Genomic DNA, 14,970 nt, shown 5'->3' with positions numbered 1-14,970 from the left:
GAGACACTTTTATGATAATAGCAGCTTGATTCAATCAAGCTAAACTGATAAATTAGAAAGACTGGAGAAGATGGACGAGTGGCCAGCGTAAATATAGGAAAAAAATTAAGAGATGCACGACTGCAGCGAAATATGTCATTAGACGAACTGCAGCAAATTACGAAAACACAAAAGCGCTATTTGATAGCCATCGAGGAAAACGATTTTGATTCTATGCCAGGCACCTTTTATGTGCGTGCTTTTATTCGTCAATATGCAAGTGCAGTAGGACTAGATGGCAATGAGTTAGTAGAGATTTATGATGGAATAGAAGAGCCGGAAGACATCGAATCAGCAATCCAATATCAAACTTTAGATGAGTCAAGGACACAAATGTATGACGAAAATAACCAAACTAAACAGTTTATGCGAAGTTTGCCTGCGATTATTTTCTCTTTGATCGGATTAGCGATCGCAATTGTTGTTTTTTATATTACATGGCAAGATCGGCAGACGAGTCCAATGATTCAACCGCCAGCTTCTGAAATCATTAGAGAATCTGAGTCCACCCAAAGTTCTGTCTCAAGTGAAGCGCCTGTCTCAAGTAGCACGGAGTCTTCAAGTTCAACTTCTTCATCTGAACCTAAAGCACCAACAGAAGTGAATTTTGTTAGTGAATCAGGTCAAACGGTGAATATGAGTGCGACGAACGCAACTTCTCCTGCTAAGCTTGAATTTAATGCTATGACGGGGCCTTGCTGGGTTGGTGTGTATATCGCTACCGCTGCAAATAATGATAACGGCTATTTTTACCAAGAGACGATTCAGCCTGGACAACCTAAATCTGTTGAAATTCCAGCAGGAACAGCGCAAATTGTTGTTAGCTTAGGTGCTTCTGAGTATATGGAATTCAAGCTAGATGGTCAAAAAGCAGAGTTCAACCCGAATAATACAGGGATCGGTCCAAGAAATATCAATATGACTCTTGCCTATGCACCATCACAGCCAGAACAGTCGGCACAGTCTCAACAACCGCAATAAAGGAACTGTTGTAAATAAGAGATGAGTGAGAAAAATGAGCGATGAACAATGAACGGATCATTGCTTGGATTTTTCTCACTTATTTATTGATTTAAATCAATTTTGAATCTAAAAAAATCTTTTTTCGTGACACCTTCTATGAGATAACGTAAAATGAGTAAGAAAAGAGAGGGGCAACAGGCATTGAACTTACCAAATAAATTAACAGTAATTAGAATATTCATGATTCCAATTTTTATTGCTGTCGTCAGCATTCCGATGGATTGGGGCACACTAACAATAGCGGGAACATCCCTAGCTGTCACTCAGCTAGTTGGAGCAATCATTTTCGCAGTTGCAAGTATTACCGACTGGTTAGACGGAAAAATTGCGCGAGCACGGGGATTAGTAACGAATTTCGGTAAATTCGCTGATCCATTAGCTGATAAAATGTTGGTAATGACAGCATTCATCGTTTTAGTAGGACAACAAAAAGCACCGACTTGGGTAGTAGCAATTATTGTATGTAGAGAACTTGCTGTTACTGGGTTACGTTTGCTATTAGTAGAAGGCGGCGAAGTCATGGCTGCTGCATGGCCAGGCAAAGTTAAAACAGCAACTCAAATGGTGGCAATCATCCTATTATTTATTAACAATATTCCATTTTCAGCAATTGGTTTTCCAGTAGATCAAATCATGCTTTACATTTGTTTACTCTTTACAATCTATTCAGGCGTAGATTATTTTGTAAAAAACGCCGATGTATTTAAAGGCTCAATGTAATGTTAATTAACTAAACTTAATAGAGAAATCTAATTTTTTCTGCTTTATTTTGAGCAAAAAAATTAGATTTTTTATTTTATACAAAAACATAGCATAAAAAATAAATAGCTGTAACCTCAATAAACTTTTTCATAAATTTCGCTAGTTTCTAAAATAGTTGATACTACTATTTATAAAATAATAGTTTACTTTTTTTAAAACTGTAGGTATAATCTGTGTATCGAAGCTATTATCATATGAATAGTAGTGTTCGAACAAAAAATAGGAGGAATGTATTATGAACAAATTTGTAAAAGGTGCAGTGGTTGCTGGTTTAGCTTTATCCATCGGAGGAACAGGAATTTTAGCAACAGCTACTCAAGCGCATGCGAATTCAGCTCAATTTGTAGAGAATACTACAAAAATCAACGCGTTGATCCAAGAAAAACAAGAAGTAATCAATAAGAAAAAAGTTAGTCGTGATCCACAAGAGCAAAAAGCATTGGGAATTCGTATCGGAGAAATCGAACGAGAAATCCAAGCGTTGAAGAATGGTGCAACAAACGACTCAACAGGAAACACAGCAAAGCCATCAAATCCAGAGGGAGATATTACAGCAAAAATCAATGCATTGATTCAAGAAAAACAAGAAGTAATCAATAAGAAAAAAGTTAGTCGTGATCCACAAGAACAAAAAGCATTGGGGATTCGTATCGGAGAAATCGAACGAGAAATCCAAGCGTTGAAGAATGGTGTAACAAACGGTTCAACTGGAAACACAGCAACACCATCTATACCAGCAGAAGACAATACAGAAAAAATCAACACATTGATTCAAGAAAAACAAGAATTGATCAATAAGAAAAAAGTATCACGTGATAAAAATGAACAAAAGGCCTTAGGGAAACAAATCAATCAAATTGAAAAAGAAATTAAGCAACTAAAGAAAAATAAATAATTACTTTGAATATTACTTTTTTTACTCATATCTGTGTAAGTTAAAAAAGTATTTCCTAGCTGAATTAAGCTGACGAAGTAAACAAAAAGAATGCAGTTACCCATTAAAGGTGTTGCATTCTTTTTATTTATTCAATTAAAACCATGGTCCGATGATCACTGTATAAACGCTTAAACCAATTCCCATAAGAATTAGGACGACTCCTAAAGCTAATATCGGGCTAAATCTTTGAGTAGAACCGTCTTTTTTAAACAGTTTCGCTAAAGCGGCCAATAAAAGGCCTAAAATAATCAGCAATCCATTAACAAAAAAAGTAGATAAGGCATTTTTTTTCTTACCATTTTTAAAAAAAGTAGAATTTTGTAGTGCTTTTAATTTTTTTGCGTATTTAAAGCGGACACTTGGTGCTTTGATTGTTGGAGAAACTTGGGAAAGACCCGTTTCCATTGTTACTTTATCAGTAGATAGTTGAAAGGCTGGTTCGGTATTTCGCTGAATCACGCCATAAAAATTTTGATCAAGAATTACGTCTTCTTTATTTATCGTTGTATCTCCCTTAGGAAGGAGTTGCTTGTACTCATAAGTGGCAAAAGCTTGGTCAAAAATCGCGTTACCAAAAGCATGACGCTGCAATTCGCCTTCTTGATCTTCCCAATCACCTACACCTAATACGATTTCGATTAGGCGTGTGTCTCCACGTTTGGCTGTAGCAGCGTAATTAAAGCCGCCAGTTGGGCTAGAACCAGTCTTTAAGCCATCGGCACCTTCATAACCATAAGCAAGACCAGGTAAAGAGTAGTTATGGTTTTCTAAAACTTCAGCGTAAGGTGTATTTTCCATGATCGTGATTTGGGTTGGACTAGTGTATGTAACTGTGTCTGGATAGTTCTTCAATAAATGATAAGATAAGATAGCTAAATCACGTGCAGTAGTCACATTGTCTGCATTTTGATCGATACCTTCTGGTTTATAATATCCGTTGAAGGAACCTGTTTCGGCACCACTACAATTATAAAATGTCGAATTGGTCATACCGAGTTCTTTTGCTGTGTCATTCATCATGTGGATAAATTTTGCTTCATCATTGTCAGTTACAAGGTTAGCTAACATGACGGTTGCGACATTTGAAGATTGTACAAGTGTCGCATAAAGTAAGTCTTGTACAGGGTAGTCTACACCTGACACAATCGAATTGTTGCTTAGCTCATAAATCTGTGAAATCGCTTGGTCGTTATCGGTCGCTTTAACAGTGGTTTCTAAAGTAAATTTGCCTTGCTCAATTGCTTCAAAAACAAGATACACAGACATTAGCTTGGCAATACTTGCAGGATTCCATTTTAAATCAGGATTGTCTTCCCAAAGGACTTGCCCCGTTTTTGCTTCGATTACGATGGAAGCTTTTGGTTTATAAAATTCAGTTGTTTGATAGCCAGCATTTTGGGTGATCGTCAGAATATCTTCTGCAGCATAAGCATCGGTTCTGGTTAGGATACCTGAAAAATAGCCGAAGACTAATACGAATGAGCAAATTTTCAATAAAACGTTTTTTATTCTCATATAAACATCCTTTATCATTAATCGAGGTTGTGGTAAAAGCAGCTTTTTAAGCAAACTCTATGGGTTCATCCAAGTTATTTCTCTAACTGTTTTTATATTTTCTGAAAGGTGGCTAGTGTATTCTAACAGATTTTGTTGTTGGTTGTCAGAAAATAGGAATTTTTTTGAAAAATAGTAGTACAAGGTTATATAAATATATATAGAAAACTTCGCTTTCTATTAAACTATCGTTTTTTGATAAAGTCAATGCTGAATCAATGGCAGTTGTCAAATTGTATGAAACGAAAGAAGATAGGTTAACAGAAGAAAGGAATATCAGGTTGAACTATAGGGTTGTTCTGTTGACTAAACTAGTCAAAAATATTCAGATTACTCCTTTTTATCCTAACAATATTCTTTTTTAACTAACATCTATATAACTTTATAAAATGTATAGCCTCTTTATTTTAAGTGAAAAGAGAAGAAAATTATACGATTTTTGGATATTTTTAATAAAAAGTAATTTTCAGGAAATTTTGGTATACTTTAACGGATGGAGGTGTTTCGGATGATCAGTGAAAAAATGGTTGCTTCAGAATGGCCTGATTTTTCTAAATGGGTGTCGAATAGCATTCAGTTATTGCCCTTTTATGAGACACATAGCTTAGCAAGACAAGTATTTAGCCAAAAAGTGTATGACAACACTGGGGTAGCTTATGTCATTTACAGAAATAAACGTCCATTTCTTTTTCTAACGGTTGAAACCGACCAAGTGACGAATGTGTTGATTCAAGCAACAACTCAAATGAGTTGGTCTGCTATTTTTTTAGTCATTGACTTATTTTTTAAGCAGAGTTTTCAACCCAAAGTCTCCTTTCTTTTTCCAAGAGCATTAACCCTACATTTACAAACCGTATTTTCAAAACATGGGTATACCGTGTTGGAAAATAAAACTGCTGTTAAAGAACTGACCTATCATACTAGTTTGGTTTTAGGTGGTGGTGGAGCGAGAGGTGCTTATCAGATCGGTGTTTGGCAAGCTTTAAAAGAGTTAGTGATTCCAGTTGAAATCGTCACTGGGACCTCAGTTGGCGCATTGAATGGCGCACTGATTTTACAAGATGATTTTGAAGCAGCAAAAAATATGTGGGAAAAAATCGATACTCAAAAAATCCTGTCTTTTCCGACAACAGTAACTTCTAGTGATACCTTAAGAGATATGATGAGTCAAATTGGTTCGTTTACTCTGAATGCAATCCAATCAAATGGTGTTTCTACACAACCTTTACAAAAACTGATTCATGATACTTTCTCGCAAGAAAAAATGTAGCAAGTTACGACTGATTTTTATTTAGTTACCACAGAGTTGCCGAACATGCGGGAAAAAAGTATTCATTTCAATGAGTGCAAAAGGAATCAGTGGTCAAGTTGGCTGTTGGCTTCTGCATCGTTCTTTCCAGCTATGGCGGCAACGAAGATCGCTGAAAAATATTACGTAGATGGTGGTTATCGCAATAATATTCCTGTAGACATTGCGTTGGAGAATGGTGCAACAGAGTGTATCATTGTAGATGTGAAAGGTCCTGGAATCACGAAGCCAGTAAAAATACCAGCGACGACAAGTTACGTGGTTTTGCAAACGCCGTGGACAATGGGCGCAGTTCTATTATTTGATGGTACTCGTTCCACAAAAAATATCCAATTAGGGTATCTAGAAACAATGAAAGTGCTAGGGCAACAATATTTGGGCTATTGGTATACACTTGATGAAACATTAGCTAGTTTAGAGGCGTTTCAACAAAAATTTTTTGCTTTTGTTGAAGTAACGTATCATATAAAATTATGGGCATCTTTAGAACAGAAAAATAAAATCTGTAAAAAATTGCGTAGAGTTTATAGAGACAGGGTGTACACTGAAAATATTGGAATGGTTTTAATTGAGCTGTTAGCAAAGAATCAGGAAATTTCTGCATCTAAATTATATAAGATCCAAGATTTAGTGGAGATTTTACAAAAAAGTGGTCAAGTCAAAACAAATTTGGCAGAAACCATCGGGATGATTTCCGTTCAAGAATGGCTAAAGAAATACTATGAAGATTATTTTTTACTTTCTGACAAACAACAGTTATCATTAATGAACAATTTATTGGATGCAGATGAACAAGAAAAACCACAGCGTCTGGCTTTTTTGCTGGATAAAGTACCAGCTCAGGTGCTGCAAATTTTAATGAAAGAATTTATATTACAAGGAGTGGAAGAATAATGGCACAAGAATTTTCATATGAAATCGTAGAAAAAATAGCAGTCTTATCAGAAAATACTCAAGGGTGGCGCAAAGAACTCAACTTAGTCAGTTGGAATGGTCGACCACCGAAATTTGACTTAAGAGACTGGTCTGCTGATCACGAAAAGATGGGCAAAGGAATCACTTTAACGAATGAAGAATTTGAGATATTGTCTAAAGCAATAAAATCAATGTAGAGAGGACACCCTGTCGATGAAAAGTATGACTGGTTTTGGAAAAGAAACATTTTTAAATGATACGTATCAAATTGATGTCGAGATCAAAAGTGTCAATCAGCGCTTTTTAGATATTCAACTTCGAATGCCTAAAGAGGTCAATCCGTATGAGATGGCTATTCGCCAGTTGATGAAAGAAACTTTGCAGCGTGGTCGGATCGAAGCTTACATCAATATTAAACAGACTGGTAGCGGTAATAAAGAAGTACAAGTTCATTGGGAGCTGATTCATCAACTATTAGACGAAATCCAGCAAGAGTTAACAACCAATTATCCTCAGGCAACATTTGATGCTGCGCAAAATATTAACCAACTACTGAATAATTCAGATTATGTTGAAGTCACTGAAAAACAGGAAGCTGACGAAGCATTTGGAAGACTCATTTTAGCTGCTGTAAGAAAAGCTGTTGAGCGAATTGATGCCAGTCGTTTGCAGGAAGGCCAAAAAATCCAACGAGTTTTGACCATTTATAGCCAGGAGTTCATTGATTTGGTTCATGAATTATCAGGATTTGTAGCGCTCTATGAAAAAGATTATCGTGAAAAATTTGAAGCCAAATTGAATGATTGGTTAGGTGAACAAGTAGACGAAGCCCGTTTGCTGACAGAACTTGCGATTTTGTTGGAAAAAGGGGACATTCATGAAGAATTAGATCGTTTAGCGATTCATGTGGATAAATTGCAGGAATTATTGAGCCAATCAGAACCAGTTGGGCGAGAATTAGATTTTCTGATGCAAGAGATGAACCGTGAAGTCAATACGATTGGCTCTAAATCCAGTCCAATTGAGATTAAAAGTATTGTGGTTCAAATGAAAACGATTCTTGAAAAAATTCGGGAACAGATCCAAAATGTTGAATAGTGAGAAATAGTTTGTGATTCTTTTTTTTAACGTTATAATGAAAGGGAAGAAAGCAAAGAGGTGAATATTTATGTCAAAGTATTATGATGTAACGTTCCATGAATTAAGCGGGAAATCAGTAGTAAAAAGAGAAATTATTTCTGATAAAGAACCATTCGATGCTTGGGAAGATGCATGTGTTTCATTTACAGAGGATGCATTAAATATCCGTGTGAATGAAGAAGCATTCGTAACACTGAACCGTCGTTTTGTTGTCCGTGTAGACATTGAAGAAGTGGATGGACCTGTGGATAAACAAATTAAACGTCATGATGAAATCATGGGTGTTGTTAATACGTTATCGAATATGGGATTTTAAGAGAATCGATAATTTAAAGTAGGATGAGACAAAACATTTTTTCGTTTTGTCTCATCCTTTTTGGTTTTTTATAAAAAGATAAATACGCTAACTGCGGAAAGAATGAAAAGAATTCCTAAAATAAATAGCAAGCGGGTCGTTGGTGTTGACATTTTTCGGCTGCCTCGTCTGACGCCAGCGATTCGTTTCCTAAATACTTTTGAAAGTATCAGTAACAATAAACCTAAGATAGTCAGGACGCCGGTGACTAGGTAGTTATGGCCTTCTTTTTTTGTAGAGGAAGACGGAACAGTCTTCTTTCCTTCTAACTTGGTAGATGAACCATCAGTTTCTTTTGAGTTGGATTCTTGGTACTGAACACTTCGAGCAGGAATTTTTGGAGATACTTGCCCGTGTTCATTTTTTAAAGATAATTTCCCGTCTGCTAATGTGAAATTAGGCTCAGTATCCTTTTTAACAAATCCGTAAAAGTCTTGTTCTAGAGTGACTTCTTTTTGATTGATCGTATTTGATCCTTTGGAAAGCAATTTTTTATATTCATAAGTAGAAAAGGCGTGATCTAAAATCGCATTTCCAGCAAGATGCCGTTCGTATTCACCCTCTTGATCTGACCAATCTCCTACGCCTAAGACAACTTCAATTAGTCGAGCATCGCCTTTTTTAGCTGTTGCGATATAATTGAAACCGCCAGTTGGACTTGAGCCAGTTTTTAATCCATCGACTCCCTCATAACCATATTTTGCGCCAGGTAATGAGTAATTATAAGTTTCAAACGTTTCAGCATACGGCGTATTTTCCATAGTCGTAACAACTGGCTTGTTGGTAAACTGTAAAACATCAGGGTATTTTTTGATTAAATGATACGTTAAAATAGCCAAGTCTCTAGCAGTTGATTTATTATCGCCATCTGGATCGATGCCTGGCGCTTGATAAAATCCGCCAAAGGCACTGATTTGTGCGCCACTACAGTTAAAGTAAGTGGTATTTGTCATGCCCAATTCTGCTGCTTTTTCGTTCATTTTGCGAATGAAACCAGCTTCGTCATTATCAGAAACTAGATTTGCCAGCATCAGTGTAGCAACGTTTGAAGACGGAACTGCTACCATCGAGAATAGGTCCCGAACAGGATAGTCGACGCCTAGGGCAATCTTATTATTGCTTAATGCGTAGATTTGAGAGATATTTACATATTTTTCAGTTGCTGTGACAGTAGTATCTAAATTGAATTTACCTTGCTCTATCGCTTCCAAGGCTAAATACATTGTCATGACTTTAGCGATACTTGCTGGACTCCAAGATAGGTCAGGTTGTTCTTCCCACAAAATCTGACCAGAATCAGCATCGATCACAATCGAGGCTTTTGGTCGATAACCTTCTTTTATAGGGTATCCTGATTTTTTTGCAAATTCCATTAGGTCTTCTTCTGCGTAACTTGTTTGTGTAAAATATCCAAGTGAAATACAAGCAGCAAGTAAGAAGGCTGTTGTGGCTTTCCAAAAATTTTTTTTAATGAACATAGATTTAAATCCCTTCGTTTTTTATACATCAATTTCTGTGGTTTTGAAGTTGTCAGAGTATAAAAATGTGTAATAACTTTATTTTACTTGAAAAGTAGGTAAAGTGTATACTTTTTTTGCAAATGTTTTTGTAATAACGGTGACAATTTTGAGAGATAGAAGACAACGAGGTGGAATTTCTCTGTATCATCGTTATTTAAAAGGCTCAAGTTGGGATGAAATTTAAGGAAGTAAATGATACTACATCATCTAAAATCATTTTATCGATGATCTGGATCAAAAAGTATATACCCTTTTTGAAAATATTAAGCAATAAAGCCTTGAAAATTACTGAAAAAAAGTGCATTATAGAAGTAATACTTAAAAGACATATTTTGAAAGGAAGTCGTCATGTCAGAGCGTGGATTATTAATTGTACTATCGGGTCCTTCTGGAGTTGGGAAAGGAACGGTACGTAAAGCAATTTTTGATAGTGAAGAGAATGATTTTCAGTACTCGATTTCTATGACTACCCGTAAAATGCGGGAAGGAGAAGTAGAAGGAGTGGATTATTACTTCCGCACAAAAGAAGAATTTGAAGCAATGATCGAAGCAGGTGAGATGCTGGAATATGCACAGTATGTAGGGAATTACTACGGAACGCCGCTTTCTTATGTCAATCAAACGCTTGATGAAGGAAAAGATGTCTTTTTAGAAATCGAAGTACAAGGTGCTGAGCAAGTAAAAGAGCAAGTGCCAGATGGCGTCTTTATTTTTCTAACACCGCCAGATTTAGCTGAGTTGAAATCACGAATCGTTGGTCGAGGTACTGACGATCATGAAGTTATTGAAGAGCGAATGCGTGTGGCTCGCGAAGAAATTGAAATGATGGCATTATATGATTATGCCGTTGTTAATGATGAAGTACCATTAGCTGTGAAACGAATCAAAGAAATTATCGCGAGTGAACACTTTCGCGTTGATCGAGTAATTGGCAAGTATATTAAAATGTTGAAGGAGATGTAGCCTTATGATGCTAAAACCATCTATTGACTCATTATTAAAAGAAGTACCATCAAAATACTCACTTGTGATCCTAGCAAGCAAACGTGCTCACGAACTAGATGAAGGTGCACAACCAACACTAGAAAGTTTTGAATCAGTGAAAAGTGTAGGCCAAGCATTAGAAGAAATCGATGCTGCCACAGTAATCAATGATCCTCGCCCAGAAGAAAAACGCGAAAGAATGCGTATGGCAAAAGAAGAACAAAAAATGAGACGTGAACAAGAACAAAAAGAACTTGAAAATCGTATCCGCGAAGAAAAAAGTTTATAAAATAGCTCAAGCTGGGATGAAACCATGAAAAGTTTTCATCTCAGTTTTTATATGTTTTAAAAAGTAATAGTGACGAAGGCCTTTAATTTTTAGTAACAGAAATCAGAGGAACAAGACAAATGTCTGATTCTTTAGTACAATAGGCAAAGAAAAGCTGAACGAACCCGTTTGGCTCTGACAGAGAATCAGCACTACAATTATAGAATGGAGGAATGTTTATGAGAAAAGCGGCACAAGTGATTGTTGATGTACCTACGATGCAGACAGACCAACCGTTTACTTATTTGATTCCTTTTAACTTAGAACAACAATTGACCGTTGGGATGCGGGTAGAAGTTCCATTTGGTAACGGAAATCGGCATTTACAAGGGTTTGTCTTAGGCATAGATGAGGTTTCAGATAAAGTGATAACAGCACAAAAATTTGAGTGGAAAGAAATTATTTCTGTTTTGGATTTAAAACCAGTGCTCAATACGGAATTGTTGGAGTTAGCTGATTATATGAAGGAAAAAACCTTTGCTTTTAAAATTACTTGTCTGCAGACTATGTTGCCTAGCGTGATGCGTGCAGACTATAGCAAATACATATATTTAACAGATGAACTAGAAGGAAACATGCAAGATGAGTTGTTCTATGGATTAGACGAAATTGCGTGGGAAGATGCTTTAGCGAGGAATATCTTACCGCAATTGATGCAGCTTAGAAAACAGCAAAAAGTCGATATTCGTTATGAAGTCAATACGCGAAATAGAGTAAAGACGATCCGCTACATCCAAGCGCTGAAAGACTTTGAACAATTAGAAGAAGCGCGATTAGAGCTTAGAAAAGGCTCGCAGAAGAAAGAACAGTTGATTACCTATTTACAACAACTAGGATTAGAAAAAATGACGACCGTCAAGGAAATGAAAGAGCTAGGATTCAGTACGGCTGTTTTAAATGACGGTGTAAACAGACAATGGCTAACATTCGTCGAAGCTGAAGCATATCGTGATCCATTTGCTGACCATACGTTTGAAAAAACCACAGCCTTAGCTTTGAACGATGAACAGCAAAGTGCAGTAGATAAAATTTTAGACTCGGTCAACCAAAATGCAAGCCAAACTTACTTACTTGAAGGAATTACTGGTAGTGGAAAAACGGAAGTGTATCTCCAAGTAATCGCTGAAGTGTTGAATCAAGGGAAAACAGCCATGATGCTGGTGCCGGAAATCTCGTTGACACCACAAATGGTTCATCGTTTCAAAAGTCGCTTTGGTGAGCAAGTAGCAGTGATGCACAGTGCCTTATCTCAAGGGGAAAAATATGATGAGTGGCGGAAAATTGAACGTGGTGAAGCCCAAGTCGTGGTTGGGGTACGTTCTGCTATTTTTGCTCCTTTGGAAAATTTAGGTGTTGTGATCATTGATGAAGAGCACGAAGTCAGTTACAAACAAGAAGAAACGCCGCGCTATCATGCACGGGATTTAGCGATTTGGCGAGGAGCATACCATCATTGTCCAGTGGTTCTTGGAAGTGCTACACCCTCGTTAGAAACGCGGGCACGGGCGCAAAAAAATGTGTATGATCGCTTAGTCCTATCCAAAAGAGCCAATCAAACAGCTACCTTACCAACAATCGATGTAGTAGACATGCGTGAAGAAATCCAAAATAAAAATACGTCATCTTTTTCGCTAGCGCTTCAAGAAAAAATTCAAGATCGCTTAGCTAAAAAGGAACAAAGCGTATTATTACTAAATCGTCGAGGCTATTCTTCGTTTGTAATGTGTCGAGATTGCGGTTATGTTTTACCTTGCCCAAACTGTGATATCTCATTGACGCTCCATATGGATAGCAAAACAATGAAATGTCATTATTGTGGACATGAAGAGCGAATTCCCTATCATTGTCCAAATTGTGGCGGAGATAAAATTCGGTATTATGGAACTGGAACTCAAAAAGTAGAAGAAGAACTAAAAGCACTTTTCCCAGAAAGTCGAGTTTTACGAATGGATGTTGACACGACGAGACGAAAAGGAGCTCATGAGAAAATTCTGACAGCATTTGGTCATCATGAAGCAGATATCCTACTAGGCACACAAATGATTGCTAAAGGACTAGATTTTCCTAACGTGACGTTAGTTGGGGTCTTGAATGCTGATACGGCCCTTAATCTACCAGATTTCCGTTCAAGTGAGCGGACATTTCAGTTATTGACTCAAGTCAGTGGGCGAGCAGGCCGAGCAGAAAAACCAGGAGAAGTGATCATTCAATCGTTTAATCCTGAACACTATGCGATCCAATTAGCCAAAGCCCAAGATTATGAAGACTTTTACCAAAAAGAAATGTACGTTCGCCATCGAGGAGATTATCCGCCATTTTATTTTACAGTACAAATAACAGCAAGCCATCCTGAAGAGAATCAGGCAGCCAAGCAGATGTTTGAAATAGTGAAAGAATTAAAAGAGGGGTTATCTAACCAAAGTATTTTGCTTGGGCCAACACCTAACGCTATCATGCGGATTAATAATCGTTACTTTTATCAAGTAATCATTAAATACAAAAATGAACCCAATCTACAAAATATCTTGAAAAAAATACTAACCGATACCCAAAGAGCAACAGCGCACGGATTGAAATTATCGATCGATGCTGAGCCAATGAATTTTATATAAGCTCTTAGCTATATCAAGCTTCCTAGTGAGAGAATGCTTGATCAAAAGAAAGGAAACCTTATGCGCTATCCTATAGTGATACACCCAAATGAACGCTTGAAACAAAAAGCAAAATCAGTAACGATGATTACTGACGAAACAATTACACTTTTAGAAGATATGTACGAAACAATGATCGCCCACGATGGAATCGGTCTAGCCGCGCCTCAAATCGGGAAAAATCTTCAGCTTGCGGTGATCGAAGTGGATGAAGAAACAGGTCTGTTTGAATTGATAAACCCTGAAATCATCGATCGAAAAGGGACAGATATTGATGTGGAAGGCTGTTTAAGCATTCCAGAAACGTATGGTACAGTTGAGCGAGCAGATGAAGTGACTGTTCGTTATTTTGACCGCGAAGGAGACGAAATCGAAGTAACTGCTTATGGGTATCTTGCCAGAGCTTTTCAACATGAAATCGATCATCTAAATGGCGAGTTGTTTATTGATAAAATCATTGAACCAATCAAACCAGAAGATTTAGATGCATATATGGAGGAACATTTAGATGACTAAACTAATTTTTATGGGAACACCCGCTTTTTCAGTCCCCATTTTAGAAGGACTGATCGAAAAAGGCTACGAGATTCAAGCTGTAGTGACTCAACCAGATCGACCTGTTGGACGCAAAAAGATAATCACACCAACACCTGTGAAAGAAGCTGCAGTCAAACATGACTTACTTGTTTTACAACCAGAAAAAATCTCAGGATCAGCTGAAATGGACAAAATTATCGAGCTTGCGCCAGATCTTATTGTAACGGCTGCTTTCGGTCAATTTTTACCAGAGAAAATTTTAACTGCACCAAAATTTGGCGCAGTTAATGTCCATGCCTCTCTATTACCAAAATATCGTGGTGGTGCTCCTGTTCACTATTCAATCATTGAGGGTGAAAAGGAAACGGGTGTCACAATCATGGAAATGGTGAAGAAAATGGACGCTGGAGATATTCTTTCTCAAAAATCGATTCCAATTACTAAAACAGATGATGTTGGAACGATGTTTGATAAGTTGAGCGTTGTTGGAAAGGAATTATTGCTGGAGACATTGCCTAAAATATTAGCCAATGAAATCACACCGCTTCCTCAAGACGAAAATCAAGTGACATTTTCTCCGAATATTACAAGAGAACAAGAACGGATCGATTGGCATAAGACAGCGGAACAAGTAGACAATCAAGTTCGTGGCATGCGTCCGTGGCCCACAGCCTTTACAACTTACAATGAAATTAATTGGAAGTTATGGGCAGTTACACCTTTAGAAGAAACAACGAAAGCTGTTCCAGGAACAATTATCAAGCGTAGCAAAAAAGAGTTGTGGATTGCTTGTGGAGAAGGTACGGTTCTTTCCGTAGATATGATCCAGCCATCAGGCAAAGGGAAATTATCTATTCAAGATTTCCTAAACGGAGTCGGCAAAACAGTCGCAGAATCAGATAAGGTGGGCTAGTCA

Annotated in this window: 13 protein-coding genes and 1 pseudogene; 12 read left to right on the top strand and 2 right to left on the bottom strand. The window is 37.2% G+C overall.

What is annotated here, in order from left to right; genetic code table 11:
- The first annotated feature begins 78 nt into the window (after window positions 1-78).
- From I580_RS11730 to I580_RS11720, 3 genes are all read left to right on the top strand, one after another.
- Complete coding sequence (locus tag I580_RS11730; RefSeq protein ID WP_010770418.1) at window positions 79-1,020, top strand: helix-turn-helix domain-containing protein; 942 nt, start codon at window positions 79-81, stop codon at window positions 1,018-1,020.
- 183 nt (window positions 1,021-1,203) lie between these two features.
- A complete protein-coding gene (pgsA, locus tag I580_RS11725; protein ID WP_034860048.1) occupies window positions 1,204-1,782 on the top strand; it encodes a CDP-diacylglycerol--glycerol-3-phosphate 3-phosphatidyltransferase in 579 nt (192 codons plus the stop codon).
- A 277-nt stretch (window positions 1,783-2,059) separates the two neighbouring features.
- A complete protein-coding gene (locus I580_RS11720) occupies window positions 2,060-2,719 on the top strand; it encodes a hypothetical protein (protein WP_010770420.1) in 660 nt (219 codons plus the stop codon).
- Between the two features lie 135 nt (window positions 2,720-2,854).
- Here I580_RS11720 and I580_RS11715 read toward each other — a convergent pair whose 3' ends face one another.
- Window positions 2,855-4,276 (bottom strand): DUF1958 domain-containing protein, encoded by a 1,422-nt coding sequence (locus I580_RS11715; protein WP_010770421.1) that lies wholly within the window; start codon window positions 4,274-4,276, stop codon window positions 2,855-2,857.
- A 532-nt stretch (window positions 4,277-4,808) separates the two neighbouring features.
- Here I580_RS11715 and I580_RS11710 point away from each other — a divergent pair.
- The 4 genes and pseudogenes from I580_RS11710 (at window position 4,809) to I580_RS11695 (ending at window position 7,995) form a co-directional block, all read left to right on the top strand.
- Window positions 4,809-6,518 (top strand): annotated as a pseudogene (locus I580_RS11710) (patatin-like phospholipase family protein).
- Window positions 6,518-6,736, top strand: a complete 219-nt coding sequence (locus I580_RS11705; RefSeq protein ID WP_010770424.1) for a YdbC family protein — start codon at window positions 6,518-6,520, stop codon at window positions 6,734-6,736. Before I580_RS11710 ends, I580_RS11705 begins: the two are co-directional and overlap by 1 nt.
- A 16-nt stretch (window positions 6,737-6,752) precedes the next feature.
- Entirely contained in the window at window positions 6,753-7,637 is an 885-nt protein-coding gene (locus I580_RS11700) for a YicC/YloC family endoribonuclease (RefSeq protein ID WP_010770425.1), read from the top strand.
- 70 nt (window positions 7,638-7,707) lie between these two features.
- Complete coding sequence (locus tag I580_RS11695) at window positions 7,708-7,995, top strand: hypothetical protein (protein WP_010770426.1); 288 nt, start codon at window positions 7,708-7,710, stop codon at window positions 7,993-7,995.
- A gap of 68 nt (window positions 7,996-8,063) precedes the next feature.
- Here the strand turns inward: I580_RS11695 and I580_RS11690 are convergent, their stop codons facing one another.
- Window positions 8,064-9,512 (bottom strand): DUF1958 domain-containing protein, encoded by a 1,449-nt coding sequence (locus tag I580_RS11690; RefSeq protein ID WP_010770427.1) that lies wholly within the window; start codon window positions 9,510-9,512, stop codon window positions 8,064-8,066.
- Window positions 9,513-9,902: 390 nt separating this feature from the next.
- Here I580_RS11690 and gmk point away from each other — a divergent pair, with 390 nt between their 5' ends.
- The 5 genes from gmk to fmt all read left to right on the top strand — a co-directional run bounded on the left by gmk (window position 9,903) and on the right by fmt (window position 14,967).
- Entirely contained in the window at window positions 9,903-10,517 is a 615-nt protein-coding gene (gmk, locus tag I580_RS11685) for a guanylate kinase (RefSeq protein ID WP_010770428.1), read from the top strand.
- A gap of 4 nt (window positions 10,518-10,521) precedes the next feature.
- Complete coding sequence (gene rpoZ / locus I580_RS11680; RefSeq protein ID WP_010770429.1) at window positions 10,522-10,827, top strand: DNA-directed RNA polymerase subunit omega; 306 nt, start codon at window positions 10,522-10,524, stop codon at window positions 10,825-10,827.
- Window positions 10,828-11,045: 218 nt separating this feature from the next.
- Complete coding sequence (gene priA, locus I580_RS11675) at window positions 11,046-13,478, top strand: primosomal protein N' (protein WP_010770430.1); 2,433 nt, start codon at window positions 11,046-11,048, stop codon at window positions 13,476-13,478.
- Between the two features lie 60 nt (window positions 13,479-13,538).
- The gene (def, locus tag I580_RS11670; RefSeq protein WP_010770431.1) at window positions 13,539-14,033 is read left to right on the top strand and encodes a peptide deformylase; all 495 of its coding nucleotides are present in this window, start codon (window positions 13,539-13,541) and stop codon (window positions 14,031-14,033) included.
- A complete protein-coding gene (fmt, locus tag I580_RS11665; RefSeq protein ID WP_010770432.1) occupies window positions 14,026-14,967 on the top strand; it encodes a methionyl-tRNA formyltransferase in 942 nt (313 codons plus the stop codon). Before def ends, fmt begins: the two co-directional genes overlap by 8 nt.
- Window positions 14,968-14,970 lie beyond the last annotated feature (3 nt).

The organism is Enterococcus caccae ATCC BAA-1240 (genome assembly GCF_000407145.1).
Lineage (GTDB): Bacteria > Bacillota > Bacilli > Lactobacillales > Enterococcaceae > Enterococcus_L > Enterococcus_L caccae.
Note: the sequence above shows the minus strand (reverse complement) of the source record. Positions and strands in the feature narration are given on the sequence as shown.